The organism is Streptomyces sp. NPDC031479 (genome assembly GCF_055581065.1).
Genome location: NZ_JBVIKC010000075.1, coordinates 1 through 24,176 on the forward strand (window position 1 = coordinate 1; position 24,176 = coordinate 24,176).

At 73.4% G+C, this 24,176-nt stretch carries 25 protein-coding genes; 13 read left to right on the forward strand and 12 right to left on the reverse strand.

Annotated features, from left to right (window positions below):
- The first annotated feature begins 226 nt into the window (after positions 1–226).
- The 6 genes from ACZ5D2_RS39395 (at position 227) to ACZ5D2_RS39420 (ending at position 9,619) form a co-directional block, all read left to right on the forward strand.
- Complete coding sequence (locus ACZ5D2_RS39395) at positions 227–1,270, forward strand: substrate-binding domain-containing protein (RefSeq protein WP_468936387.1); 1,044 nt, start codon at positions 227–229, stop codon at positions 1,268–1,270.
- Between the two features lie 80 nt (positions 1,271–1,350).
- Positions 1,351–2,889 (forward strand): sugar ABC transporter ATP-binding protein, encoded by a 1,539-nt coding sequence (locus ACZ5D2_RS39400; protein WP_468936390.1) that lies wholly within the window; start codon positions 1,351–1,353, stop codon positions 2,887–2,889.
- Positions 2,886–3,971: an ABC transporter permease gene (locus tag ACZ5D2_RS39405; protein ID WP_468936393.1), complete on the forward strand. Its 1,086-nt coding sequence runs from the start codon at positions 2,886–2,888 to the stop codon at positions 3,969–3,971. Before ACZ5D2_RS39400 ends, ACZ5D2_RS39405 begins: the two co-directional genes overlap by 4 nt.
- A gap of 424 nt (positions 3,972–4,395) precedes the next feature.
- The gene (locus tag ACZ5D2_RS39410; protein WP_371680628.1) at positions 4,396–6,954 is read left to right on the forward strand and encodes an ATP-grasp domain-containing protein; all 2,559 of its coding nucleotides are present in this window, start codon (positions 4,396–4,398) and stop codon (positions 6,952–6,954) included.
- A complete protein-coding gene (locus tag ACZ5D2_RS39415) occupies positions 6,951–8,234 on the forward strand; it encodes an MDR family MFS transporter (protein ID WP_371680627.1) in 1,284 nt (427 codons plus the stop codon). Before ACZ5D2_RS39410 ends, ACZ5D2_RS39415 begins: the two co-directional genes overlap by 4 nt.
- 221 nt (positions 8,235–8,455) lie before the next feature.
- Complete coding sequence (locus tag ACZ5D2_RS39420; protein ID WP_468936398.1) at positions 8,456–9,619, forward strand: serine hydrolase domain-containing protein; 1,164 nt, start codon at positions 8,456–8,458, stop codon at positions 9,617–9,619.
- Between the two features lie 27 nt (positions 9,620–9,646).
- On the opposite strand, the gene ACZ5D2_RS39425 is transcribed toward ACZ5D2_RS39420, so the two are convergent.
- The 4 genes from ACZ5D2_RS39425 to ACZ5D2_RS39440 form a co-directional block, all read right to left on the reverse strand.
- Entirely contained in the window at positions 9,647–10,330 is a 684-nt protein-coding gene (locus tag ACZ5D2_RS39425) for a M15 family metallopeptidase (RefSeq protein WP_371680624.1), read from the reverse strand.
- 55 nt (positions 10,331–10,385) lie between these two features.
- Complete coding sequence (locus ACZ5D2_RS39430; RefSeq protein ID WP_468936401.1) at positions 10,386–10,982, reverse strand: hypothetical protein; 597 nt, start codon at positions 10,980–10,982, stop codon at positions 10,386–10,388.
- Between the two features lie 448 nt (positions 10,983–11,430).
- Positions 11,431–11,733: a hypothetical protein gene (locus ACZ5D2_RS39435; protein WP_468936434.1), complete on the reverse strand. Its 303-nt coding sequence runs from the start codon at positions 11,731–11,733 to the stop codon at positions 11,431–11,433.
- Positions 11,649–12,185 carry a BTAD domain-containing putative transcriptional regulator gene (locus tag ACZ5D2_RS39440; RefSeq protein ID WP_468936404.1) on the reverse strand — a complete coding sequence of 179 codons (537 nt, stop codon included), beginning with the start codon at positions 12,183–12,185 and terminating at the stop codon, positions 11,649–11,651. Before ACZ5D2_RS39440 ends, ACZ5D2_RS39435 begins: the two co-directional genes overlap by 85 nt.
- 186 nt (positions 12,186–12,371) lie before the next feature.
- On the opposite strand from ACZ5D2_RS39440, the gene ACZ5D2_RS39445 reads away from it, so the two are divergent.
- Positions 12,372–12,779, forward strand: coding sequence for a hypothetical protein (locus ACZ5D2_RS39445; RefSeq protein ID WP_468936407.1), 408 nt, complete (start codon positions 12,372–12,374; stop codon positions 12,777–12,779).
- A 62-nt stretch (positions 12,780–12,841) separates the two neighbouring features.
- On the opposite strand, the gene ACZ5D2_RS39450 is transcribed toward ACZ5D2_RS39445, so the two are convergent.
- A complete protein-coding gene (locus ACZ5D2_RS39450; protein ID WP_468936409.1) occupies positions 12,842–13,324 on the reverse strand; it encodes a hypothetical protein in 483 nt (160 codons plus the stop codon).
- A gap of 186 nt (positions 13,325–13,510) precedes the next feature.
- On the opposite strand from ACZ5D2_RS39450, the gene ACZ5D2_RS39455 reads away from it, so the two are divergent.
- Positions 13,511–14,161, forward strand: a complete 651-nt coding sequence (locus tag ACZ5D2_RS39455) for a class I SAM-dependent methyltransferase (RefSeq protein ID WP_371680619.1) — start codon at positions 13,511–13,513, stop codon at positions 14,159–14,161.
- Positions 14,162–14,226: 65 nt separating this feature from the next.
- On the opposite strand, the gene ACZ5D2_RS39460 is transcribed toward ACZ5D2_RS39455, so the two are convergent.
- The 3 genes from ACZ5D2_RS39460 to ACZ5D2_RS39470 all read right to left on the reverse strand — a co-directional run bounded on the left by ACZ5D2_RS39460 (position 14,227) and on the right by ACZ5D2_RS39470 (position 16,424).
- A complete protein-coding gene (locus ACZ5D2_RS39460; protein ID WP_468936412.1) occupies positions 14,227–15,249 on the reverse strand; it encodes a CU044_5270 family protein in 1,023 nt (340 codons plus the stop codon).
- Positions 15,246–15,548 (reverse strand): RNA polymerase sigma factor, encoded by a 303-nt coding sequence (locus ACZ5D2_RS39465; RefSeq protein ID WP_468936415.1) that lies wholly within the window; start codon positions 15,546–15,548, stop codon positions 15,246–15,248. Before ACZ5D2_RS39465 ends, ACZ5D2_RS39460 begins: the two co-directional genes overlap by 4 nt.
- 264 nt (positions 15,549–15,812) lie before the next feature.
- Positions 15,813–16,424: a 2'-5' RNA ligase family protein gene (locus tag ACZ5D2_RS39470; RefSeq protein ID WP_371680616.1), complete on the reverse strand. Its 612-nt coding sequence runs from the start codon at positions 16,422–16,424 to the stop codon at positions 15,813–15,815.
- A gap of 277 nt (positions 16,425–16,701) precedes the next feature.
- Between ACZ5D2_RS39470 and ACZ5D2_RS39475 the strand changes: the two genes are divergently transcribed.
- Positions 16,702–17,394: a DUF4232 domain-containing protein gene (locus tag ACZ5D2_RS39475; protein WP_468936418.1), complete on the forward strand. Its 693-nt coding sequence runs from the start codon at positions 16,702–16,704 to the stop codon at positions 17,392–17,394.
- A 27-nt stretch (positions 17,395–17,421) separates the two neighbouring features.
- Here ACZ5D2_RS39475 and ACZ5D2_RS39480 read toward each other — a convergent pair whose 3' ends face one another.
- Positions 17,422–18,408 carry an MsnO8 family LLM class oxidoreductase gene (locus ACZ5D2_RS39480; RefSeq protein ID WP_468936421.1) on the reverse strand — a complete coding sequence of 329 codons (987 nt, stop codon included), beginning with the start codon at positions 18,406–18,408 and terminating at the stop codon, positions 17,422–17,424.
- 236 nt (positions 18,409–18,644) lie between these two features.
- Here ACZ5D2_RS39480 and ACZ5D2_RS39485 point away from each other — a divergent pair, with 236 nt between their 5' ends.
- The 3 genes from ACZ5D2_RS39485 (at position 18,645) to ACZ5D2_RS39495 (ending at position 20,623) form a co-directional block, all read left to right on the forward strand.
- Positions 18,645–19,478: a class I SAM-dependent methyltransferase gene (locus ACZ5D2_RS39485; protein ID WP_468936424.1), complete on the forward strand. Its 834-nt coding sequence runs from the start codon at positions 18,645–18,647 to the stop codon at positions 19,476–19,478.
- A gap of 146 nt (positions 19,479–19,624) precedes the next feature.
- Positions 19,625–20,341 (forward strand): dioxygenase family protein, encoded by a 717-nt coding sequence (locus ACZ5D2_RS39490; RefSeq protein ID WP_468936427.1) that lies wholly within the window; start codon positions 19,625–19,627, stop codon positions 20,339–20,341.
- A gap of 66 nt (positions 20,342–20,407) precedes the next feature.
- On the forward strand, positions 20,408–20,623 hold the full coding sequence (locus tag ACZ5D2_RS39495) for a hypothetical protein (RefSeq protein WP_280916107.1): 216 nt from the start codon (positions 20,408–20,410) through the stop codon (positions 20,621–20,623).
- A 17-nt stretch (positions 20,624–20,640) separates the two neighbouring features.
- Here the strand turns inward: ACZ5D2_RS39495 and ACZ5D2_RS39500 are convergent, their stop codons facing one another.
- From ACZ5D2_RS39500 to ACZ5D2_RS39510, 3 genes are all read right to left on the reverse strand, one after another.
- The gene (locus tag ACZ5D2_RS39500) at positions 20,641–21,054 is read right to left on the reverse strand and encodes a nuclear transport factor 2 family protein (protein WP_371680610.1); all 414 of its coding nucleotides are present in this window, start codon (positions 21,052–21,054) and stop codon (positions 20,641–20,643) included.
- Between the two features lie 237 nt (positions 21,055–21,291).
- Positions 21,292–22,290 (reverse strand): type I glyceraldehyde-3-phosphate dehydrogenase, encoded by a 999-nt coding sequence (gene gap, locus ACZ5D2_RS39505; protein ID WP_371680609.1) that lies wholly within the window; start codon positions 22,288–22,290, stop codon positions 21,292–21,294.
- 109 nt (positions 22,291–22,399) lie between these two features.
- Positions 22,400–23,356 carry a GlxA family transcriptional regulator gene (locus tag ACZ5D2_RS39510; RefSeq protein WP_371680608.1) on the reverse strand — a complete coding sequence of 319 codons (957 nt, stop codon included), beginning with the start codon at positions 23,354–23,356 and terminating at the stop codon, positions 22,400–22,402.
- A 214-nt stretch (positions 23,357–23,570) separates the two neighbouring features.
- Between ACZ5D2_RS39510 and ACZ5D2_RS39515 the strand changes: the two genes are divergently transcribed.
- On the forward strand, positions 23,571–24,047 hold the full coding sequence (locus ACZ5D2_RS39515) for a lamin tail domain-containing protein (protein WP_371680607.1): 477 nt from the start codon (positions 23,571–23,573) through the stop codon (positions 24,045–24,047).
- Positions 24,048–24,176: the final 129 nt, after the last annotated feature.

The following is a 24,176-nucleotide window of genomic DNA, read 5'->3' on the forward strand; positions in this document are numbered from 1 at the left end:
TTTTTTGGCCGGGGGTGGGGGAGGTGTTGCAACCCAAGACGTGTGGGGTGGGGTGGTCCCGGGTCTCCCTTTTTTTTTTTTTTTTTCCCCCCCCCCCCCCCCTCCCCCCCCCCCCCCCCGGGGCCGAATCCGCAGCCGTCGGCACCCGACGGCGCCCACGGCCAGCCGTCCGCCTGCCCGCCGTCCGCCCGTCCGCCCGTCCGCCCCGAACAGGGAGTTCCCGTACATGTCCGTGAACCCGTACCGCCGTGGCGCGGTCCTGACCGGCGCCCTCGTCCTGACCCTCGCCCTGGGGGCCTGCTCCTCCGGCAGGCCTGCCTCCGCCCCGGGGACGGGCTCGCCGGCGAGCGGCCCGGTCTCCATCGCCTACCTGCAGAAACAGGGGGATCAGGAGTACTTCGTCTCCGAGGCGTCGGGGGCCAGGAAGAAAGCCGAGGAGCTGGGCGTCAAGCTCACCGTCGTCAACCTCGGCAACGACGCCTCGAAGACCATCACCGAGGTCAAGTCCGCGATCGCGCAGAAGAACTCCGGCATCATCATCGTGGTGCCGGAGTCGGCGGTGGGCCCCCAGGTCGCCGCCGAGGCCAGGAAGGCCGGCGTTCCCCTGCTGACCTCGGACGACCAGGTGTGCGCCGGCGGCCCCAAGCCGACGGCGTGCGACAAGGTCGATCTGGTGGCACGGGTCGGCTTCTCCGGCACCCAGATGGGAGCCGAGGTCGGCAAGCGCGCGGCGGCCGAGTTCACGAAGGCCGGCTGGAGCGCCGCCGACACCCGGATCGTCTACGCCTGGAAACAGGACACCACCGTCTGCACCGACCGGATCAACGGAGCCAAGTCCGCGTGGAAGGAGGCCGGCGGCCCCGAGGTCCAGACCGTCGAACTCGGCACGGACAACACCCCGGCGGGCGCGCAGGCCAAGGTCGAGGCCACGGTCACCGCGAACCGCGGCGTCCGGCACTGGGTCGTCATGGGCTGCAACGACGAGAACGTCTCCGGTGGCGTCAAGGGGCTGAACAACGCGGGCGTCAAGGGCGCGGACATCGCGGGGATCGGCCTCGGGGCCTATCTCGCCTGCAAGGACTGGCAGGCCGGTGCCGACAACGGGATGAGGGCCGCGCTCTACATCCCGGGCGACGAGGTGGGCAGGCTGGCGGTGCAGGCCATGTACGACAAGATCAAGAACGGCAGGGAATTCGCCCCCGAGGCCTTCGCCCCGACCAGGATGGTCGACGCCACCACGTGGCGCGACGCCGGGTTCGGCTGCAAGTGAGCCGGCCTCCCTCGGCGGCGTCCGACACGGCGGCGTCCGACAGAGCGGCGTCCGCGGGTCCGCCCGCCGGCGGGCTGCGCGTGACCGGCATCGCCAAGAGCTTCGGCGGCGTCCGGGCCCTGCGGGGCGTCGGCCTGGACTTCCCCGCCGGTACGGTCACCGCGCTCATGGGCGAGAACGGCGCCGGGAAGTCGACCCTGCTGAAGATCGTCTGTGGTGACCACCCGCCGGACTCCGGCACGGTCGAGGTCGACGGGGCCCCGGTCCGGCTCCGCTCCCCCGCCGACGCCCGGCGGGCGGGCATCCGGCTCATCCCCCAGGAGCCGGAGATCGTCCCCCACCTCACCGTCGCCGAGAACGTCTACCTCGGAGCCCTGCCCACCCGTGGCGCCCGCCGCTTCGACCGGGCGGCCCTGCGCCGCCGGCTCGTGGACGACCTCGTCCGGATCGGCTTCGACCAGGTCCTCGACGCGGACACCCCGGGCATCGGACTGACCCCGGCCCAGCGTCAACTCGTCGAGATCCTGAGGGCGTTGACGGGTGACGCCAAGGTCGTCGCGTTCGACGAGCCCACCTCCTCCCTCTCCGAGAGCGAGGTGGAGGCCCTGTTCGCGCTGATCCGCCGACTGCGCGCGCGGGGCATCGCCGTCATCTACGTCTCCCACCGCATGCGGGAGATCTTCCGGCTCGCCGACCGGGTGGCCGTACTGCGCGACGGGGCCCTGGCCGGCACGCGCGACGCCGCGGCCACCGACGAGGCGGAGATCGTACGGATGATGGTCGGCCGGGACCTCTCGGCGGCCCCGGCCCGCGACCGCGCGCCCACCGGCCGGATCGTCCTCGACGTACGCGGGCTCACCACCGACGACGTACGCGGCATCAGCCTGCGGGTCCGGGCCGGGGAAGTGGTCGCACTGGCCGGACTGGTCGGCGCCGGGCGCTCCGAACTGGCCCGGGCCCTGATCGGCGACCTCCCGCTGCGCGCCGGCACGGTCTCGGTCCTCGGCGAGGAGCTGCGGCTGCGACGGCCCTCCGACGCGATCCGCGCGGGCATCGGGCTGGCCCCTGAGGAACGCAAGGAACAGGCCCTGTTCCTCGACCGGTCGGTCCGCGACAACATCTCCCTCGTCGTCCTGGAACGCCTGCGCCGGCTGCGTTTCGTACGCCGGGCGGCCGAGAGGGAACTCGCCCGCGAGTACGGCGGCCGGCTGCGGATCCGTACGCCCTCCACGGAACAGGACGTGCGCACGCTGTCGGGCGGCAACCAGCAGAAGGTGGTACTCGCCCGCTGGCTGGCCCGTCGGCCCCGGGTGCTGATCCTGGACGAACCGACGCGCGGGGTCGACGTCGGCGCCAAGGCGGAGATCCACCGCATCATCGCCGAGCTGGCCCGCGCCGGTGTGGCGCTCCTGGTCATCTCCTCCGAGCTGCCGGAGGTACTGGGTCTCGCCGACCGGGTGCTCGTCATGCAGGGGGGCCGGATCACGGGCGAGCTCGACCGCGCCGCGGCCACGGAGGAGGCGGTCCTCGCCCTGGCCATGGCCGACGACCTGACCACGACGGCGCCCGCACCGCAGCACACGCCGACGCCGATGCCGACCGACGGAGGGCTCACATGAACGCGAAATCGGCGACCACGGGGGACCAGGCGTCCGGGGGCGCCGCCGCGCCCCCGCACGCACCGGAGCCGGATCCGGAGCCGGCCGCCGCGCCGGGGGCGGGGCGACGGCTGGGCACGGCCGTCGGCGCCCTCGGCGGCCAGAACCTCGGGCTCGTCGCCGCACTGGTCCTCGTCCTGCTCCTCTTCGGCTGGCTCAACCCGGCCTACGCGACCTGGGCCAACTTCAAGGTCATCGGCGACGCGGTGACCATCTCCGGCCTGCTGGCCCTCGTCCAGACCGTCGTCGTCATCTGCGGCGCGCTGGACATCTCCATCGGCTCCCAGGTCGGCCTGGCCTCGGTCGTCTCGGCCATGGTCTACACGTCCACCGGATCCAGCGCCCCGCTCGGCATCGCCGCCGCCCTCGGGACCGGCCTGCTCGCCGGGCTGCTCAACGGCGCGGTCATCGTCTACGGCCGGGTCAACCCGGTCATCGCCACCCTGGCCACCCTCGCCGCGTACAAGGGCGTCGCCCAGCTCCTCTCCAACGGGGCGGCCCAGGGCTACGTCAGCAACGACGACGTCTTCATCTTCCTCGCGAACGGCTCGGTCGCCGGGATCCCCGTGCTGCTGTGGATCCTCGCCGCGGTCACGCTCGCCGTCCACCTGCTGCTGAAGTCCACGGACATCGGCCGCAACATCTACGCGATCGGAGGCAACGACACGGCCGCCCGCCTCGCCGGCATCCACATCAACAAGTACCTGATCGCCGTGTACGGCCTGGCCGGTGTCGTCGCCGCGATCGCCGGAGTGCTGCTCACCGCCCGGACCGGATTCGGGCACCCCGTGTCCGGCAGCGAGGGCCTCGAACTGAAGGCGATCACCGCCGCGGCCCTCGGCGGCTGCCTCCTGGCGGGCGGCAAGGGCGGCGTCGGCGGCACACTGCTCGCCGTCACCCTGCTCGGGGCCCTGGACAACGGGCTGACCGTGCAGGGCGTGAACCCCTTCTGGCAGAACGTCGCCCAGGGCGCCCTGCTCGTGGCCGCGGTGGTGATCCAGAAGCGCCGCGCCCGGGAGCGGGCGGTGGGGCTCCCCACCTGAACGGGCCGCCCACCCGAACGGGCTGCCCACCCGAACAGGTGGCCCGCGAACGACCGCCCCGCCCGCCCGTCGCGCTCCGGGAGGCGGGGTGTTGACGGAGGCGGTACCCGGACCCCCACGATGCCCGGGTACCGCCTCCGCGCGTCCGCATCGGCGCCCGCGTCACCGCCGCCGGCCCGGCCCCGGCTCCGGCTCCGCTCCCGTGCGAGCCGGCCCCGAGCCGTGTTCGAGGCATTCCCCGGTCGAGCCCGAACGATGCCTCATCTCCGCGCGAGCTCCGGCCCAGGCGCGTGCAAGTCGCGCGCGAGCGCGCCTGGTTACCTTTCGAAGACCGACGGCACATCCCGTACGCCCCCGGATCCTTCCCGTCCACGAAGTCCGTACGAGCCAGATGCCCTGCTGACGCAGGGGGAGATGAGAGCGAATGAACCCCGAGCGCACCCTGGTGCTCGTCGGCGGGACCGACGAGACCGTGCGGAAGGCCCACGACCTGGGACTGAGCGTGCTGTTGCTCCAACACCCCACCAAGGTCAGCGAGGAGCAGAACACGCTCGCCGCTGCCGTCGAGGTCGTGGACTTCACGGACTGGTCGCTGGTCGAGCCCCTGGTGCGGGCCTGGCACGAGAGTCCCGGCTTCGCGGCGGCCCTCTCCCTGACCGAACCCGGACTGGAGAACGCGGGTCGGATCAACGACCTGTACGGCCTCGGGGGAACCGGCTACGAGGTGACCGCCCGGATCCGCGACAAGGCCGCCATGCGGCGGTACGTGGCCGAGCACGACCCGGCGCACGCCGTCGGTGCCCGCTCCCTGCGCGCCCGCGAGGACCTGGACGCCTTCGGGGCGGCGTACGGCTTCCCCTTCATCGTCAAGCCCGTCGACGCGACCGCGAGCATCGGTGTCCAGCGGGTCGAGGGACCCGAGGACGCCGACCGGGTCTGGGACGAGGTGGTCCGGCTCTCCGGCACCCGGACCGACCGCGTCTCCTCGCTGTTCGTCCTGCAGGACTTCCTGATGGAGGAGTTCCTGGACGGACCCGAGTTCAGCGTCGAGTCCTTCAGCTTCGCGGGCCGCCACGTGATCGTGACGATCACGGAGAAGTTCACCTCGGACGGCCACTTCGCCGAGCTCGGCCACGCCGTACCGGCCCGGCTCTCGGCGGCCGACGAGGACGCGGCGCGCGACGCGGTGCGCGGCTTCCTGGACGTGATGGGCATGCGCGACGGGGTCTGCCACACCGAGGTGCGCCTCACCGCCAAGGGCCCTCGCGTGATCGAGGGCCACAACCGGATCGCCGGTGACGCCATCCCCGAGCTGGTGCAGAGCGCGTTCGGCATCGACCTGAGCACGCTGGCGCTCGCCCACCCCTTCGGCCTGGCCGAGGAGCTGCCCGACCGGCCCGTGGCCCGCGGGGGCGCCGCCGTGCGCACCCTGGTCGGCACGCCCGGCACCCGTGTGGAGTCCGTCGCCGGGGTCGATGAGGCACGTGCCGCGCAGGGCGTCATCGACGTCCGCGTCAGTGCCCGGCCCGGCGACGACGTACGGCCGCTGAAGGACAACTGGGACCGGCTCGGCCTGATCGCCGTCTCCGCCGGGGACACCACGGCGGCGATACGCCGCGGCGCCGAGGTGATACGGGAGCACATCCGCATCACCCTCGCGCAGCCGGACGGGGAGACCGTCCTCGCGCGGCCGGCCGAGGTCAAGCGGCGCGAGAACCTGCTGATCCTGCACCGCAATCCGCTGGAGCCGTTCCCGTTCCGGTCCTGGCTGCCGGAGCACACCGGCGACATCGTCGTCCTCGGCTCCCGCGAGAAGATCGAACTCGCCGGTGAGAAGGTGCCCGACGGCGACCTCGGCTACACCCGCCTGGAGATCTTCGACGACTTCGACGCGGACGAGGTCGACGCCCGCGCGCTCGAACTGGCCGCCGCGCACGAGATCACCGGGGTGACGGCGCTGCACGAGGCGGACATGCTGCGGGCCGCGCGGCTGCGCGAGCGGTTCGGGCTGCCGGGCGCCTGGTACGGCGACGTGCTGCCGTTCCGCGACAAGGCGCTGATGAAGACCCGCGCGCAGGCGGCGGGCATCGAGGTCGCGGCCTGGCTGCAGCCGCGCACCGCCGAAGAGGCGCGGACGTTCGCCGCGGCCGAGGGCTTCCCGGTCGTGTTCAAGGAGCGTCAGGGCTTCAACGCGATCGGCCTGCGCATCCTGCAGGACGAGGCGTCCTTCGAGGAGTGCCTGACGGAGGTGTACGGCGCGGGCGAGCGGGACGACGTCCTGCTGGAGGACTACGTCCCGGGCCGCATGTGCCACGTGGACGGTCTGGTGGCGGACGGGCGGGTGGCGATGGCCTGGCCCTCGCAGTACCAGTACGACCTGTCCTCCTTCGCCTCCGACGCGGGCCCGCGCATCGACCTCACCCTCGACGCGGACGACCCGATCACCCCGCGCCTGCTCGAACTCTCCGAGCAGGTCCTGGCAGCGCTCGCCCCCGAGGGTTCCCGGCTGCGCGACTTCGCCTTCCACATGGAGGTCTTCCACACCCCGGACGACCGGCTGGTGCTGTGCGAGATCGCCTGCCGGCCCGGCGGCGCGAAGATCCGCGAGGTCTTCGGGACGCTGTTCGACGTGCACCTCGGCGAGTACGCGGTGCGCGCCGACGCCGGCCACGAGCTCCACGCTGCCGTACGGCAGCGCGCGGAGTCCGGTGAGCTGCCCGCGCCACGGTGCATGGCGGGACAGATGCTCCTGATGAAGCAGCCGGGTCTGGTGCGCTCGCTGCCGCCGCTGCCGCAGGAGCCGTGGCTCGCCGGGTTCTGGCTGTACGCCGAGGAGGGCCAGGTCATCGCGCCCGCTTCGGGTTCCTCCGACTTCCTCGCCGCCGCGGTGGGCACCGCACCGAACCGCACGGAGTGCGAGCGCCGTCTGCGTGAGCTCGGGGTGTGGGTGCGCGAGCACAGCGAGATCGGGGACGCGCCATGACCGGAGCCCGCCTGTCGGCGAAGACGCGCTACATGCTGGGCATGGTGGTCGACGCCACCGGAGCCGGCATGTACCTGCCCCTGTCCCTGCTGTACTTCCACCACGTCACCGGGCTCCCGCTCACCCAGGTCGGCACCCTGATGACCGCCGCCGCCGTGATCGGGCTGGTCAGCAATCCGGCGGCGGGCGTCCTCATCGACCGGTTCGGGGCCCGGGCCGTGGTCACCGGCGGCTACCTGCTGCGGGCGGCCGGGTTCTGTACGTACCCGCTGGTGGACAACGGCGTCAGCATGTTCGCCGTGATCCTCCTGGTCGCGCTCGGCGACACCTCGTACCCGCCGGCGATCCAGTCCTTCATCGCCGAGTTCGTCCGGGGCACCGAGCGGGACAAACTGCTCGCCGCGCAGCGCAGTCTGCGCAACGCCGGTCTGGGTGTGGGCGGTCTGATCGCGGGTGCGGTCCTCGCCCTGGGCAGCGACGCGTTCTACTACGTGATCGTGTTCTGCACGGCCGCGGGGTACGTGCTGGCCGCCGTGTGCTTCGGCTCCATCCCGATTCCCAGGACGGCACCGGACTCCGCGGCCCCCCGGGTCTCCCGCAAGGGCGGCTACCGGCTGGTCGCCCGCAACCGGCCCTTCCTCGCCCTGACCCTGCTCAACGTGCCGACGGCGTTCGGCTACACGGTGCTGGCCGTCGGCATCCCGGCGTACGTCACCCAGGACCTGGGGGCGTCGACCTCGCTGGTGGGCGTCCTGTACGCGGTCAACACGGTCGGGATCGCGCTCCTGCAGATCCCCGTCACCCGGGCGCTCGTCGCCTTCCGCCGCACCCGTGCGGTGGCGCTGGGCGCGGCCGTGTTCGCCTCGTCGTTCGTGGTGTTCGCGGCGCTCGCCGGGGTGGGCGACAAGTCGGTCGTCCTGGTCGGGGTGTTCGTGGCGACGGCCCTGTTCACGGCGGGCGAGCTGATGCACGGCGCCACGGCGTCGGCGTTGTGCGCGCAGGCCGCTCCGGAGGAGACCCGGGGCCGTCACCTCGCGGTCTACCAGCTCTCGTGGGCGGTGCCCAGTGCCTTGGCGCCGGCCGTGCTGACGGCCCTGCTCACCCTGTCGCCGACGGCGATGTGGGTGGTGCTCGCGGCGGGCGCGACCGTCTCGGCCCTGGGAGTCCTCCGCCTGGAGCCCAGGCTGCCGGAGGAGGCGGTCCACCCGCGTCCGCGTCCGGAGCCCCTGCCGAAGCCGCAGCCGGCGCCGGGCCCCTCCGCGGAGCCGGCCCGGACCTGACCCCTCCCGCCCCGACGGGCCCGACCGCCCGGGACCCCGCCCCAGCCGTGATGTCACTGCTGGGGCGGGGTCTCGGCGTGCCCGCACCTCAGGCGGACCGGCCAGGGGGTTAGCCCCACCCCCGGGCCGGGCGGTAGCCGGATCGTCGGGGGATCGCGCCTGCGGACATGCTGGGCCCGGCGAACATGCCGGTTTCCCGACGATTACACAGGAGTTGAGCCGTGCGCGCACACTCAGGGCAGGATCACCGTTCCGGCAGCCGGCGGAACGGTCGGCCCAGGGCCCTCCCGGTCCTGGCCGCGGTGGCCGTCGGTGTTCTGGCGGCGGGTGCCCTGGCCCAGCCCGCGGCCTTCGCCGCCGCCCGGCCCGACAGCGTCCAGCAAGGCCTGAACGCGCTGGTGCGCGCCGACGGCATACCCGGTGTGCTCGCGAGCGTCCAGGACCGCGAGGGGCACACCCGTACGTACACGGCGGGGGTGGGCGACCTGGCCACCGGAGCGGCGGTGCCCAGGAACGGGCAGGTGCGGATCGGCAGCAACACCAAGGCGTTCACGGCGGTGGCCGTACTGCAGCTGGTCGGCGAGGGGAAGATCGGCCTCGACGACCCGGTCGACACCTATCTGCCGGGCCTGGTCCGCGGCGAGGGCATCGACGGCCGTGCCATCAAGGTCCGTCACCTCCTGCAGCACACGAGTGGGCTGCCCGACTACCTCAACGACGTTCCCCGGCCCAGGCCGTACGACCCGCGCGAGCTCCTCGGCTTCGCCCTGCGGCACGAGGCCACCTCCGAGCCCGGGAAGAAGTGGGCGTACAGCAACACCAACTACGTGCTGGCCGGCCTGATCGTCGAGAAGGTCACCGAACACCCCCTCGCCGAGGAACTGGAGCGGCGCGTCGTCCGGCGTGCCGGACTGCGCCACACCTACTTCCCCTCCCCCGGCGAGACGGGCATCCGCGAATCCCATCCCCAGGGCTACGACCGCGAATCGCCGGGCGCGCCCCTGACCGACGTCACCGAGATGGACCCCTCGTGGGCCTGGGCGGCGGGCCAGATGATCTCCACCAACTCCGACCTCAACACGTTCTACACGGCGCTGCTGTCCGGCCGTCTCCTCCCGGACGCCCAGCTCGCCCAGATGCGCACCACCGTTCCCGCCGAGTACTTCGGCCACGGCGCGCGCTACGGACTGGGGCTCGTCAGCAAGCCGCTCTCGTGCGGCGGGGTCTACTGGGGCCACGGCGGCAGCTTCCCCGGGTACGAGACCCGGGGCGGGGTCAGGGAGGACGGCCGCGCGGCCGCCGACATCGCGGTGACCATCCAGCCGACCGACAAGGCGGCCATGGAGCACGTCGAGGACGTGGTCGACACGGCGCTGTGCCGCTGAGACGCGCCTCCCGGGGCCCGCGGGGACTCAGTCGCCGTTCGCGGAGAAGTGCTGGTAGTCCGGGTCGGACCAGCGGGCGCCCCAGGACCAGCCCACCGCCTCGAAGGCCCTGGTGACGGCGTCGTCCTCGCGGATCGCTCCGGGGCCCGCCCGGTCGCGGTCGAGGTGGGGCCGCCCGTTCGGCGGGTGGCTCGTGCCGTAGCGGTCGACGTACGGGTTCTCGACGGGGTTGATGTCGACGGCGTCGCCCCAGGCGTGCCGCGAGAGCCGGGCCGGGTCGCCGGTGACCGGCCGGCAGTTGAAGGCGGAGGTGTTGTCGGCGGCCATGGCCCGTTCGTCGCTGCCGCCGTACTCGGCGGTGACGCGCATCCGGCGGATCGGGAACCGCTCCTCGAAGGCCTGGGCGAACACGCGGAGCACGGGGCCGACGGCGTCGCGGTGGACGATCAGCTCGCCCCGGTGGACCTTGCCGTCGAAGCCCCAGTGGTTCATCCGGACGAGCCGCAGCCGGTCCGGGGGTACGGGGCAGCCGGGCCGGTAGCTGGCGCCCAGCTTCCCGGCGGGAACGGCCGAGACGCCTGCGGAGAGCTCCGTCACCGGGACCCCGGGCACCGCCCGGAATCCCGGGGCGGCCGCCTCCGGTACGCCGCAGGACGGCGTGGACGCGCAGAGCGCGACCGTCAGTGCCACGGCTGCGAAGCGGTAGCGCACCCGTCCACCGTAGACCCGCCCGCGCCGGTGGGCACGGCGGAGCGGGCGGCGTCCGTCAGCTCGCCTTCCAGACGACCTCGGGCGCGGTGCCGGTCTCGTCGCTCGGCTTCCCGGCGTCGCGCTCGCCCTGGAAGCCGACGAACGCCGGCTGCACGTCCTCCGGGACCAGGTAGATCTCGCACGTGGTGACGGACTTGCCCGCGGCCAGGCGCAGGTCGGTGTCGGAAGCCTCCTGGCAGGGCTCGAACTTGGCCCCCCACGACGGGGCGAAGGTGTAGGCGCGCTTCGGGTCGGTGCCGTGCAGCAGCAGCTTGAAGTTGAAGCTGCCGTTGTCCGCCTCGCCGCCCTTGTGGGTGTAGGTGGTGGTGACGTAGTAGGGGGTCTTGCCGTTCAGCAGCCCGACACCGAGCTTCTCCACCGCGGCCTTGTCTCCCTTGACCACCGAGACCGGGGTGACGCTCAGCTGGGTCTTCTGGTTGTCGGGGAAGTGCGTCTCGGTCACGTCCGCCGCGGTCTTGAGGGCGAGCGGTGCGGCGAACGTCCCCTTCGACGCGGCGGCCGGGGCCCCGCCGTCGTCCGGGCCGCAGCCGGTGAGGGCGAGGGCGGCCAGGGCTATCGGCGCGGCGGTACGGAACAGGCGGTTGGTCAACACGATGTGGATCCCCCGAGGTTGATGACGTGGTGCGGCCGGCCGCTTTCCGGCGGCGATCGGCTCGGTGACCCTAACCCCCCGGATGATCACGGTTCACCACGCCTCTGTCACGGTCCTGTCCCAGGGCAGCGCCCGGGGGCAGTCCCGGGGCAGTCCCGGCGGGTGGAACCGCTGGTCGTGGCCTCCGGCGGGCGGGCCGCCGGAGGCCGGGCTGCGGTGGGCCCGGGACGGGGTCATCATGGCGGGAGGGCGGGCCTGCGGGGCTGCCCGCAGGGCCCGGCACGGAGCGGGAGGACGTTCCCCCCAGGAGGCACCGCATGCAGCTGGACGACTCGCAGAGGGCCTGGGCCATGATCATCGGCGTCGTCGCCGTCATCCTCGCGGACATCGCCGCGATCGTCCTGATGAACACCGTCGGGCGGTGACCCCCGCTTCCGGGCGGGGCGCGTCAGGTGGAGCAGACGGGCAGTCCGGGGTCGTCGTGGGTGCGTACCGCCGGGAGCCAGGCGGTGCCGCCGGGGACGTCGGTGAGGTGGACCCGGAACCAGTTGGGGGTCCCCACCCCGTGCTCGTCCTCGACGCGGATCCCGTTGACCACGACGCAGTCGGCCATCAGGACGTCGCCGTGCCAGACGCGGTGCGATACGACGTTGTTCAGGTCGTACGTCACGTACGGGTTCTTGGCCAGGCCGAGCCTGCACGTGGGCAGCCGTTCGGTCTGGGTCTTGCAGTCCCCGTCGATGTTGAACACCCGTACGGGCGCCAGTGCGCCGACCGGGCCCGTAGGCGCGGCCGTGGGCGGGGCGGACGGGGTGGGGGGCGCGGCAGCACCGGCCGGGGGCCCGGGGGCTCCCCGGTCCCGGAGCGCCAGGGTGACGACGGTGGCGAGCGCGTACGGGGAGCCGGTTGGCGCGGGGCTGCCGGTCGTAACGCCGGGACGACCGCGGGAGCCTCCAGTCCGGGGTCGGCCCGGAGGATCGCCGCGTGGATCGCGGAGAGTTCCGGACCGGGGTCGAGGCCGAGTTCCTCGGCGAGGAAGCGCCGGGTCCCGGCGTAGCGCCGAGCCGGTTCCACGAAGGCCGCGTTGGCGCCCGCCAGCGGAGTGCCGCGCCACATGCCGAGCGCGGCGCGCAGGCTCTCCGACGCCTCTTGCGCGTGTCGTGCGGCCATCTCCCCGGCGGCGCGGCGGACCCGGGAACGCATAGCGGTGGCCGGGCAGAGTGTGGACGTCGGCCGGTCCGCACGATGCCGTGGGCCGTGGGCCGTTGGGCCGCGGCGGCACGAGTGCGGAACACGGGGGCCGGCCGACCACGTCCCGATCGTCACCCGACCGGAGAAAGGAAAGGGGTCGCTGTGCGAAGACCCTTACGAAGGCTGAAGGAGGCGGCGGTGGCGGCCGTACCGGCCGTACTGACCGCCACCGTGTCCCTGACCACGGCGGCCGCGCCGGCGCAGGCGGCGTCGTTGTGCCGGCCGCGCGAACACCAGGACGCCATGCCGGAGATCGCCCGGGAGACCGCCATCTGCCTGTACCGGGAAGGCGGCAACCACTTCGAGCTGCCGCACTGCACCACCTGCAACCCGTACGACTGGAACGGCGTGGGCAGCTGGTACAGCCGCCAGACCGGCGGTGTGTGGGGCAAGATCCTGGACCGGAACCGCAAGCCCCTCCAGTGGATGGGGCCGGAGCCTTCATGGCCCCGGGGGGTGTGGCGGTCCGCCGTACCCCCCGGGGCCGGCCGTACGGTGCGCTGCGGGTCTACTCGCGGGCTGGCTACCGTCAAGTCTTGTACCTGAATGAGCGGTTGCCGCCGCACCGTCGGGATCGCGGTGGGGTCCGGGATCGCATCGGACTCCGGTCACCACTTGTCGTGGCAGTTCCAGTGCCCCTTCACCCAGTGGGTGCTCTGGTGGCCGGGGACCCAGTACTTCTCCCACCAGCCGTGGCTCTTCCATCCGGGATGCCAGCGGCCGTCGTGGTCCTTGTAACCGGGGTGCCACCTGCCCTCGTGCCACTTCTTCTCGTAGTGCCCCCTGATCCAGATCTTGCTCCAGTGGCCGCGCTCCCACGAGCAGCGGTCGTGGCGGTTCCCTTGATCGTGGTTGCCGTCGCGGTTGTTGTCGTGGTTGGCGTAGCCGTTGCTGTTGTTGCTCCTGTTGCTGTTGCCGTTGTTGTCATGGTCGTCGGTGAGGACGGAGGTGACGGACGAGGAGGGGGTGGGCGACGTCGGCGCCGCTGCGGCCGAGGCGGATCCGGCGGCTCCGAGGGCCACGCCCCCGGCCAGCAGGCCCGTCGTGGCCACGCCGACGGCCAGGTGCCGGAAGCGGGTGGGAAGGTTCATGAATCTCATCTCCTGCACGGCGCGGATTCCGGTTGCCTCGGGGATTCGTCGCCACTCCCGCGAAGGATGGGTAAAATTCATATAAATATGCAGAAATTGTACATTTTGATCGCCTTATCGGGAAGTGGAATCTTCAGTGGACGTAGCGCCGCCCGGGTCCGGTCCCGGGCCCCTTACCGTGTCCCGGTGACCGAACCAGCCCCGCACCTGCGCGCGACCGCCGACGCCTACGACGCGCTCGCCGTCGTATACACCGATTTCGCCCGTGACGCGCTCGACGGTCTCCCACTGGACCGCTCGGTCATCGCGGCATTCGCCGAACTCGCACAGACCACCCGGTCCGGATCCGGGTCCGCGTCCGTCGCCGAACTGGGTTGCGGCCCGGGACATGTGACGGACCATCTGCGGCGCCTGGGACTCGACGCGTTCGGGATCGACCTTTCGCCCGCGCTCATCGGGCTCGCCCGCCAGGAGTACCCCGGCCTGCGGTTCGACGTCGGTTCGATGGACGCCCTGGACCTGGCCGACGGCGTACTCGACGGCGTCCTTTCCTGGTACTCGGTCATCCACGCCCCGCCGGGGCACGTACCCGCCTACCTCGCCGAGTTCCGTCGCGTACTGACGGCAGGGGGCGCCCTGCTCGTCGCCTTCTTCGAGTCCGAGGGCGGCCCGGTGGAAGCGTTCGACCACAAGGTGACGACGGCCTACCGCTGGCCGGTCGACACCCTCGCGGCGCTGGCCGGCGAGGCCGGGTTCGTGGAGGTCGGCCGCATGCTGCGCGAGCCGTGCGAAGGCGAGCGGTTCCGGCGGGGTCATCTGCTGATGCGGGCGCGGTAGGCGGACGGCTCGGGGGCGTCACACGCTCCCGCCGCCTCGGCGCCGGCCCGCCCCGGGCCGCGGCGCTACGGCCGCGGTGCCTGCCCGGCCCGGTCCGCGACGCCCCGTCCGATCACGGCCACCGAGGTCACCGTGTCCCCCGCCTTCCCCCAGGCACCGTCCTCCAGGAGGACGGTGCGTTCGCCGAGCAGCCGCAGGCTGTCCTTGTCGAAGATCCATTCGGTGGGTTCGCCGTCGTGGACACGGGCGACCGCCACGCCCGTGCGTCCGGCCTCGTCCTTCGCCTCGGGCAGGAAGACCACCCCGGGGATGCGCGCGGCCGCCCGGTACAGGGCGGCGCTCACACCGGGCGGGGCTTCCATCGTCCGCAGCAGGTCGCCGATGGCGACGAACGCCTCCCGGCCGGGGCCGGTGGTCGAGCCCCAGCCCGGACCGTGGTTGCGGCGGGTGTCGGCGTAGATCGGCTCCAGGAGTTCGCCGGGGTCCGTCGGCAGCGATTTCAGGAAGCGGTACGTGGGACCGCCGGGGGTGCCCGTGCCCTTGCCGTAGGCAGGCTCCGTGGAGGTGCCGCTAGCGGTGCGCACGAGCGACTCGGCGGATCCGTCGACGGAGAGCCAGCGCTCGGCGGACTCGTCCGTGCGGGACGCCGCCACGGCCCCGCTCGCGGTCTCGGTCAGGGCCGTGGAGTGTCCCGTGGTCCGGGTGTAGACGAACTGATCGTCGCGGAGCGTCGGGGCGGGCAGGGCCCGGGCGGCGACGGCCACACGGTCGAGCAGCCGCACGGCCGCCGGCTCGGGCGGGCCGGCGACGGGCCCCCGGCCTTCGGACCCGCGCCCCCCGACGGTGACCGCCAGGACCACGGCGCAGGCCGTCGCTCCGGCGGCGAGCAGCACGGCCGCCGGCCGACGGGTGCGGGACGGTCGCCGGGGGGTCGGTGCCGCTTCGCGCATCAGGTGCTCCCTGATCCGGCGCAGCCCGGGGAAGGGGAGGTCCGCGTCGGAGAGGCCGGGAACGCGGTGGAGGGTGTCCCCCGGCTCGGACGGTTCCGGGCGCGGGTCGTGGTCGGCGGCGGGGTCGACGGCGTTCACAGGGTTCCTTCCCTGGTGGCTCGGGGCGCCGGGTGCCGCGCGGGGGCGTCCCCCGGGGCCGGAGGCTCGGCGAGGTGGGCTTCGGTGAGCTTGTGCAGGCGGGCGCGGGCCCGGGAGAGGCGCCAACGCACGGTGCCCACGGCCACCCCGCACGCCCGCGCCACCTCGTCGTGGCCGAGTCCGGACCACACGTACAGGAGGAGCACTTCGCGGTCCGTACGGCGCAGGCGGTGCAGTACGGCCAGGGCCGCGGCCGCGTGCGTGGCGTCGGCGATGCGGGAGACGGCGGCGTCCGCCACGTCGGGCACCGTGTCGGGGGGGGGGCGGCAGCCGGGCCATCGCCTCGCAGTGCCGACGGGCCGCCCTGCGGGTGTTGCGGATGGCGTTCGTCGCGATCCCGATAAGCCGTGCGCGCTGGTTCACCACCTCGTCGAGCGACTCCCGGAGCCGCCAGGCCTCCAGGAAGGTGAGGGAGACGACGGGCACCGGCCCGTTGCATGTGATCTCCGCCACAGGCGGAGGGCAGGCCGCCGGCGTCGACGGCGACGGGGCCCGTCGGGCCGTCAGGTGCCGGGGACCCGGTGCCAGTCCACCGCCCCGGTGCCCAGGGTGATCGTGGCGCGGGGCCGCATGGGCTCGTCGTCCCGGCGGGCGAGCAGGACGACGTGGTCCACCCGCGCCTCCATGCTCTCCAGGCGTGCGGCGCACTCCGCCGCCAGGCCGCGCGGGTCCCGGGCGGCGCGGCCGAGTGACAGGTGCGGGGTGAAACGGGGGAACCGGCCGCGGCACGAGGGGAACGGCTCCGCCAGAGCGTCCTGGAGCGCCGTCCAGGGGGTCAGGCCGGCTGCCGCCGGGTCCAGCCACACCGTGGCGTACGCGCGGTGCCGGAACGTACGCACTCCGCTGAGGCGGATGGCGAAGGGCTCCCGCTCGGCGGCCACCGCGGCCAGTAGCGGGGCCGCGGCCGCGAAGTCGCTCTCCGGGACGAAGCCGAAGATCAGGTTGACGTGCGGCGGCCAGCGGCGGATCTGGGGGTCGTGCTCGGCCCGGATGCCCTGGATGGGGGGCCACAGCGCGGGTGGAGGGAGCCAGGCGACGGCGGTCCGGAACGTGGGAGCGACCCGGAGGGAGCCCGGGACACCGCTTCCGCCGCCGGCCGTCGCGGAGAGGTTCATCCCGTCATCATGCCCCGGGCGTGGGGACGGGGGCGCCCTCGCCGTGCGGCGGCCGGCGGTGGGCGCCGGTGGGCGGCTGGCGATGGGCTGTGGGCGGTGGGCGGCCCGTCCGGGGACGGCGGGGGTTCGCCCGGTCACGGCACGTCTCGCCACGCCGGCTCCGCCCCACGTCACGGAACCGCCACAACCGCGTGCCCCGCAGAACCGGGCGGGGCCCGGTCGCGTGTCCGACCACGCGTGCCGGTGTGGAACCGGTCGTGGACCTCGGGGAGTGCTCATGCAGTACACAGCAGGCGTCGGCCGGACCGCAGCGGTCCTGGCGGCGGCGGTGACGGTCGCGGCCATGATGACGGGCTGTACGCCCACCGGCGAGGACGGCGCGGTCGCGAAGCCGTCGTCCCCGGGGTCGGTGTCGGCGCCCCCGACCCCCTCGACCCCGTCCGCGACGCCCAAGGGTTCGGCACCGGCCGAGCCGAAGCCGGCCGGAGGTACCTCCTCCGGCGGTACCGGAGCCGCCGGCGGGACCAAGGCCTGCGCGATCGGGCAGGTCAAGGTCTCCGACGCCCACCAGGCCGACGTCCGGCCGCCGGGTACGGGAACGGGTGCCGCCGTCGTCTCGGTGACCAACACCTCGGCCCACCCCTGCACGGTCCAGGGGTTCCCGACGGTCGCCGGAGCCGGCAACGGCTCGCCCGACCACAACCTCCCGCTGGCCACCACCCACAGCGGTCCGGCCACCGTGGTGTCCCTGGCCCCGGGCGCCCGCGCCTGGACCAAGCTCACCTTCGTCAACGTCCAGGGCGAGGCCGACGGCTACTGCGTGTCCGGCGCCACGCCCGCCACCTTCCCCACGATCGTCCTGGGCGTCCCGGCCGCGGGCTCGCACCAGATCGCCATGGACGACGGCATCTTCGCGGAGTGCGACAACAAGGTGACCGTCACCGCCTTCTCCTCCGCCCGCCCGTCCTGACGTCCACCGCCGGTGGCCCGCCGTCGCCTACGGCGCGGCGGTGGCCTCCACGTACTTCCTGACCAGCTCGTAGGAGCGCAGGCGGTCGCCGAGGTCGTACACGGGCGTGGTGAGCATCAGCTCGTCCGCGCCCGTCTCGCGCGCCAGTCCGGCGAGCCGTCGTACGACGGTCTCGGGCGTCCCGACGGCCTGCTGTGCCCGGAAGTGGGCCAGCGCCTGCCGCTCCTCCTGCGTGAACGGGTGCGCGGCGGCGGCCGCCGGGGTGGGGAACGGCAGGTCGCTCACCCCCTTGAGGAGCCCGGCCTTGACGACGTCCATCGGTCCGACGCGCCACGCGGCCTCCTCTTCCGTCTCGGCGCACACGGTCTCCACGCACAGCAGCACGCGCGGCCGCTCGCACCAGCGGGACGGGGTGAACTCCGCGCGGTAACGCTCCAGGACCGCCCGGGTGTTGTCCGGCCGGATGTGGTGCGCCACGGCCACCGGCAGACCGAGCTCGGCGGCGAGGGCCGCGCCCGCCGTGCTGGAGGCCAGCAGCCACGGCTCCGGCAGCGGGCCCAGGGCGACCTCGTCCACCAGGAAGGACAGGGTGGCGGCCACGTCGTCGCGGTACTCCTCGTCGGTGACCGGTCCGGCTCCGCGGCGCAGTGCCCGTGCGATGCCCTCGTCGAAGGTCCCGGGGCCGCGGCCGATGCCCAGGTCGATGCGGTCCTCGTGGAGGGCTGCCAGCGTTCCGAACTGCTCCGCGAGCATGACGGGGGCGTGGTTGGGGGCCAGTACGCCGCCGGAGCCGAGACGGACGGCCGAGGTCGAGGCGGCGGCGTGCGCGATCAGCACGACCGGCGGGAACGCTCCGATCGCGGGCGAATGGTGGTGCTCGGCGTACCAGACGCGGTGGTAGCCCAGTTGTTCGATTCCCTGAGCGAAGGCCGCGGTGTCCCGCAGGGTGTCAAGGGCGCGGGAGTCCGTCTGGACCATCGCGACTTCCAGCGCTGAAAGAGGTATGTCGAGCATGGCGTCAGCATAGGGACCGCACGTCCGGATACCGGATCGATGATCACTTTCGCGCCACCGGTCCGGACGGGCCTGACGGTCCGGCAGGCCACCTGCCGCACCGCTCGTTTCCGGCCGTCCGGGGTACGACACCGGCCACAGGTCCGGGCGCGCCCCGGTCGGGCGTACGGATGGTGCCAGACTGGGCGTGTCCGTACGTTCGGCGGCGTTCCGCGTTTTCCCGGAGGTGGCACGGCGTGGCGTTCGAGGCCGAGGAGTCCTTCCCCGCCATGCGGCCCGCGGTGCGGGAGACGTACGGGCCCGCGGACCTGAGCGGGGAGCCGGTCTTCGCCGGCGGGTTCATCAACTTCGGCTACTGGAACGGCATCGACCTGACGGCCCCGCTCGGCGAGGCGGAGCGGATCCGCAGCCAGCAGGACCTCTACCGGCGGGTCCTCGACGCCGCCGGGCCGCTGGATCGGCTGCGGGTCCTCGAAGTGGGCTGCGGGCTCGGCATGGGCTGTGCGCTGGCCCTGCGCGAGCACCACCCCGCCGGGGTCACCGGCATGGACATCCACCCCGCCCAGTTGCAGCGGGCCCGGGAGGCTCACGCGGGCCTCCTGGACGAAGCTCCGGAACGGCTGAGATTCGTACGGGGCGCGGCGGAGCGGATGCCCTTCGCGGACGGCGAGTTCGATGCCGTCGTCAGCGTGGAGGCGGCGCAGCACTTCCCGGACCTGGCCGCCTTCGCCGCGGAGACGGCGCGCGTGCTGCGTCCGGGCGGACGGGTCGCCGTCGCCAGCTTCTTCACCGCGGACGACGCGCCGGCCCTGGACGGGGAACTGGCCCTGCTGCTGGACACCTACGCGAACGGGCTGGACATCGCCCGCCCCGTGTCCGCCCTCACCGACGCACTCACGGCGTCCGGGCTCGCGGGGGCGCGGGCCGAGTCGATCGGCCACCGGGTCTGGGCCGGCTGGGACGCCTGGCTGTCCCGGCTGTGGGCACCGGGCACCTGGCCGCGGACCTTCCTGAAGGCGTACGAGCGGCGGATCCTCGACTACTACGTGGTCACGGCCCGCCACCCGTAGGCGGCCGCGCCGGCCGGCCCGGCACCCGTCGGGTGCGTCGGCCGAGGGGAGGTAAGCGGGGGCCGCGCGGCGGCGTGTCGGGAGAGGCGCGGGAGCGGCTGCGCCACGGTGGAGCCCATGGCCCCGACCCCCGCGAAAGGCGCGCCGTGACTCCCGAGCCCCGCCCCCTGGACACCCGCCGACGTACGCTGCTGCTGGCCGTCGGCACCACCGCCCTCACCGGTCTGGCATCGGCGTGTACCGGAAGGCGGGACGGTACGGCGGAGGCGGCCGCCGGCCGGGCCGCCGCCGTACGGGCCGTCACGCCGAACCCGTCCGGCCCGCCACCGTCCTGCGTGCTCGCCGCCGAGACCGGGGAGGGCCCGTACTACACCCCGAAGAGCCAGATCCGCTCCGACGTCACGGAGGACCGCCAAGGCGTCCCGTTGCGGCTGGACCTGCAGATCGTACGGGCCGCCAAGGGGTGCGCCCCGCTGGCGCAGGCGGCCGTGGACATCTGGCACGCCGATGCCTCCGGCCTGTACTCGCAGCGCGGCGCCACCTATCTGCGCGGCACCCAGACCACCGACGGGGACGGCCGCGTGTCGTTCCGCACCATCGTGCCGGGCTGGTACGCGCACATCGCCCCGCACGTGCACTTCAAGGTCCGCCCCGGGCGCCGCACCGCGGTCTCCTCCCAGCTGTTCCTGCCCGAGGAACTGCTCAACGCGGTGTACGCGGGCGATCCCTACTCCCGCCGCAAGGCTCCCGCGCACCCCAACACCCGGGACGACCGGTTCGCCTCCAAGGGCGCCGGGCTGACGCTGAACCCGGTACGGGACGGCGCCGGATACCGGGCTTCGTTCGTCATCGGCATCGTCTGACCGACGGCGTCGCCCGTACGGAGCGCCCGGCGTGCCGGAGCGCCTCGGCGCACGCACGCTGGGGGCATGCCCGATCGCCTGCACGTCGTCGTCCATCCGGTCGCTCCCGGGGGTGGCCGGGCGGTGGTCGCGCACGTGCACGGCGAGGACCGCCCGCTCGGCATGGCGCACTCCCTGGCCGATGTGGTCGAGATGTTCCGTGCGGCCGGTCTGGAGACCGCCGTGGGGTGGCCGCCGATCCGCTGGCTGGGCGGGGCGCCCGACGAGTGGGGCGACGACTAGGCCGTGGCCGGGGGGGATCAGCGGCGGTGTGCGGGGAAGAGCACGTCCGCGGTGTGCCGGGTGTCCGCGTACTCGCGCACCGCGGCGATCCGCCCGTCGCGGACGGTGAACACCCCGGCGCAGCGGTTGGCGTAGGCGGCGCCGTCGACCGTGGTCGCCGTCGAGGTCCATTCGGCGAGGACCTGGTCGCCGTCGGCGAAGGCGTGGGTCAGCTCGATCACGGTGGTGCCGGGCCGGATCAGCGGGCCGACGGAGCCGAGGAAGTCCTCCAGGATGGCGGTGCGGCCCTCGTAGGTGCCGGATATCGGCAGGTCGCCGGGGTAGGTCCAGGTGGCGTCGTGCGCGAAGCTGTCGCGGATGGCGGGGAGGTCGCCGTCGCGCACCGCTTCGACGTATCGGGTGACGACGGCCTTGGGGTCGGTGCCGGTCATGGGGAGCTCCGTTCGGTGGCTGTGTCCGGCGGTCCGTCGGACCGCTCTGGTCACAGCTCACCGCACGGGCCCCCGTGGATCCAACAACCGTCCGGCCACCTCGACAACCGAACGTTGTCGCCGCCGGTGGGGGCGGTGTCCGGGTGGGCGGCAAGGGCCCGCCGGCCGTCCTGGGAGCAGGACGGGGCGCCCGCCGCCGCGGGCGCCCCGTCCCCATCCCCGTGCACCGGCCTGCGGTCAGCGCGTGGCGAGCAGCTGCAGCGTGTCGATCACGCGGTTGGAGAAGCCCCACTCGTTGTCGTACCAGGCGACGACCTTGACGTGGCGGCCCTCGACACGGGTCAGCTCCGAGTCGAAGATCGACGAGGCCGGGTTGCCCGTGATGTCGGAGGAGACGAGCGGGTCCTGCGAGTACTCCAGCACGCCGGCGAGCGGGCCCTGCGCCGCGGCACGGTACGCCTCCAGCACCTGCTCGCGCGTCACGTCGCGGGCGACGGTCGTGTTGAGCTCGACGATCGACCCGACGGGCACCGGCACGCGGATCGAGTCGCCGGACAGCTTGCCGTCGAGGTTCGGCAGGACGAGGCCGATCGCCTTTGCGGCGCCCGTCGTGGTCGGCACGATGTTGACGGCGGCGGCGCGGGCGCGGCGGGCGTCCCGGTGCGGGCCGTCCTGGAGGTTCTGCTCCTGCGTGTAGGCGTGCACCGTGGTCATGAAGCCGTGCTCGATGCCCGCGAGGTCGTCGAGGACCGCGGCCAGGGGTGCGAGCGCGTTGGTGGTGCAGGAGGCGTTCGAGACGATCGTGTGCAGGTCCGGGTCGTACGCGTCGGTGTTCACCCCGAAGGCGAGCGTGACGTCGGCGCCGTCCGCCGGCGCGCTGACCAGCACCTTCTTCGCACCCGCGTCGAGGTGGGCGCGGGCCGCCTTGGCCGAGGTGAAACGACCGGTGGCCTCCAGCACGATGTCGACGCCGAGCTCTGCCCACGGCAGGTTCGCCGGCTCGCGCTCGGCCAGCACCGTGATGCGACGGCCGTCGACGACGAGGACGTTCCCCTCGACGGACACCGGGCGGCCGAGCCGGCCCGAGGTGGTGTCGTAGGCGAGCAGCCGCGCCAGGGTGGCGGGCTCGGTGAGGTCGTTGACGGCGACGACATCGAGGTCGCTGTCGCGTTCGAGCAGCGCGCGCAGCACGTTGCGTCCGATGCGGCCGAATCCGTTGATGGCGATGCGAGTCATGAGGCGTGTCCTTTCGGGTTCGCCACCAGGTTCCCCCGCTGGTCGCGGCCGTGACAGCGGCGGGATTGCCACGGTCCGCAAGGATCGCGCCAAGGGTGGCGGCACGCGGCTATTCGCCCCGGGTGAAGGTGCGCCGGTACTCGCTCGGCGTCGTGCCGAGGATCCGCTGGAAGTGCAGCCGCAGGTTGGATCCGGTCCCGAGGCCGACGTCGGCGGCGATCTGCTCGACGCCGCGCTCCGACCGCTCCAGCAGCTCGCGGGCCAGGTCCACGCGGGCGCGCATGACCCACTGCATCGGCGTGTACCCCGTGTCCTCGGCGAAGCGGCGCGAGAAGGTGCGCGCCGACACGGCGGCGTGCCGGGCGAGGATCTCCAGGGTGAGGGGCTCGCCGAGCCGGTGCAGCGCCCATTCGCGGGTGGCGGCGAACCGCTCGCCCAGCACCTCGGGCACGCTGCGGGGCACGTACTGTGCCTGACCGCCACTGCGGTAGGGCGCCGCGACCAGGCGCCGGGCGGCGTGGTTCGACGCGGCCACCCCGAGGTCGCCCCGCAGGACGTGCAGGCACAGGTCGATGCCCGAGGCGGCGCCGGCCGAGGTCAGCACGCTGCCCTCGTCCACGAACAGGACGTTCTCGTCGACCCGTACGAGCGGGCGTTTCGCGGCCAGGGCCCGCGCGTAGTGCCAGTGCGTCGTGGCGCGTTTCCCGTCGAGGAGTCCGGTGGCGGCGAGCGCGAAGGCACCGGTGGAGATGGCGGCGAGTCGCGCGCCGCGGGCGTGGGCCGCGATCAGCGCGTCGACGACGGCCCGCGGCGGGTCGTCGCGGTCGGGGAAGCGGTAGCCGGGGACGAAGACGATGTCGGCCCAGGCCAGTGCTTCGAGGCCGTGTGCGACGTAGTACGAGAGTCCGTCTCCGCCGGTCACCAGACCGGGCGCGGCACCGCACACCCGTACCTCGTACGGCATGCTCGCGCGGGTCGAGAACACCTGCGCGGGAATGCCGACGTCGAGCGGCTTGGCCCCTTCGAGGACGAGGACGGCGACATGGTGCAGGCGGGAACGTGGCACGGGAAGGAGCGTACGCCAACGCAGCTTAGATGTTTATTGACTTCAAGGGATAGTCACGGATATATCCGCATTTGGCAACACGCGCCGAATGATCCACCTTTTGACGAGCCGGGGGCGCCAGAGTGTGGCTCCTCGGCAGGACGCCGGGAACCGTTCGGAGCCCGTCCGGCTTTCAGGAGACCGGACCGGGCTGTCTGTTGAAGGGGTCATCTCCATGTCTGCTTCTCTCGCCACCCGCCGCGTGGTCGCCTCCCTCGTGGCCGCGGGCGCCCTCATCGGCGCGGCGGCCCTGCCGGCCGTCGCCGCCGACCACGGACGCGACCACAAGGGCCAGCGCTCCGCGGTCGTCATCGGCGGCGTCCAGTACGACAGCCCCAACCGCGACGACCGCTCCAACCGCGCCCTGAACGGGGAGTGGGTCGAGGTCAAGAACACGGGCCGCCAGAGCGTCAACCTGCGCGGCTTCACGCTGACCGACCGCGAGGGCAACCGCTACCGCTTCAGCGACTTCCGCCTGGACGGCCGCTCCAGCGTCAAGGTCCACACCGGCCAGGGCCGCAACACCCACCGCGACCTCTACCAGGGCCGCCGCCAGCAGATCTGGGACAAGCGCGACACCGCCACCCTGCGCGACAACCGCGGGAACGTGCTGGACAGCCAGTCGTGGGGCCGCGGCGGCCGCCACAGCTGACCCGGACCGGCGGCCGCCCCACGGGGGTGCCGAGCCGCCGGCCGTTCCCCCTGCGGGGGGGGGGGGGGGGGGGGGGGGGGGGGGGGGGGGGGGGGGGGGGTGGGGGGGTGGGGGGGGGGGGGGGGGGGA

Coding starts and splice junctions, on each gene's coding strand:
- ACZ5D2_RS39410 (WP_371680628.1), top strand. CDS start 4,396: ATGAACCCCGAGCGCACCCTGGTGCTCGTCGGCGGGACCGACGAGACC.
- ACZ5D2_RS39470 (WP_371680616.1), bottom strand. CDS start 16,424: ATGAACCTCTCCGCGACGGCCGGCGGCGGAAGCGGTGTCCCGGGCTCC.
- ACZ5D2_RS39415 (WP_371680627.1), top strand. CDS start 6,951: ATGACCGGAGCCCGCCTGTCGGCGAAGACGCGCTACATGCTGGGCATG.
- ACZ5D2_RS39515 (WP_371680607.1), top strand. CDS start 23,571: ATGTCTGCTTCTCTCGCCACCCGCCGCGTGGTCGCCTCCCTCGTGGCC.
- ACZ5D2_RS39405 (WP_468936393.1), top strand. CDS start 2,886: ATGAACGCGAAATCGGCGACCACGGGGGACCAGGCGTCCGGGGGCGCC.
- ACZ5D2_RS39395 (WP_468936387.1), top strand. CDS start 227: ATGTCCGTGAACCCGTACCGCCGTGGCGCGGTCCTGACCGGCGCCCTC.
- ACZ5D2_RS39495 (WP_280916107.1), top strand. CDS start 20,408: ATGCCCGATCGCCTGCACGTCGTCGTCCATCCGGTCGCTCCCGGGGGT.
- ACZ5D2_RS39440 (WP_468936404.1), bottom strand. CDS start 12,185: ATGCGTTCCCGGGTCCGCCGCGCCGCCGGGGAGATGGCCGCACGACAC.
- ACZ5D2_RS39480 (WP_468936421.1), bottom strand. CDS start 18,408: ATGCTCGACATACCTCTTTCAGCGCTGGAAGTCGCGATGGTCCAGACG.
- ACZ5D2_RS39450 (WP_468936409.1), bottom strand. CDS start 13,324: ATGAACCTTCCCACCCGCTTCCGGCACCTGGCCGTCGGCGTGGCCACG.
- ACZ5D2_RS39500 (WP_371680610.1), bottom strand. CDS start 21,054: ATGACCGGCACCGACCCCAAGGCCGTCGTCACCCGATACGTCGAAGCG.
- gap (WP_371680609.1), bottom strand. CDS start 22,290: ATGACTCGCATCGCCATCAACGGATTCGGCCGCATCGGACGCAACGTG.
- ACZ5D2_RS39475 (WP_468936418.1), top strand. CDS start 16,702: ATGCAGTACACAGCAGGCGTCGGCCGGACCGCAGCGGTCCTGGCGGCG.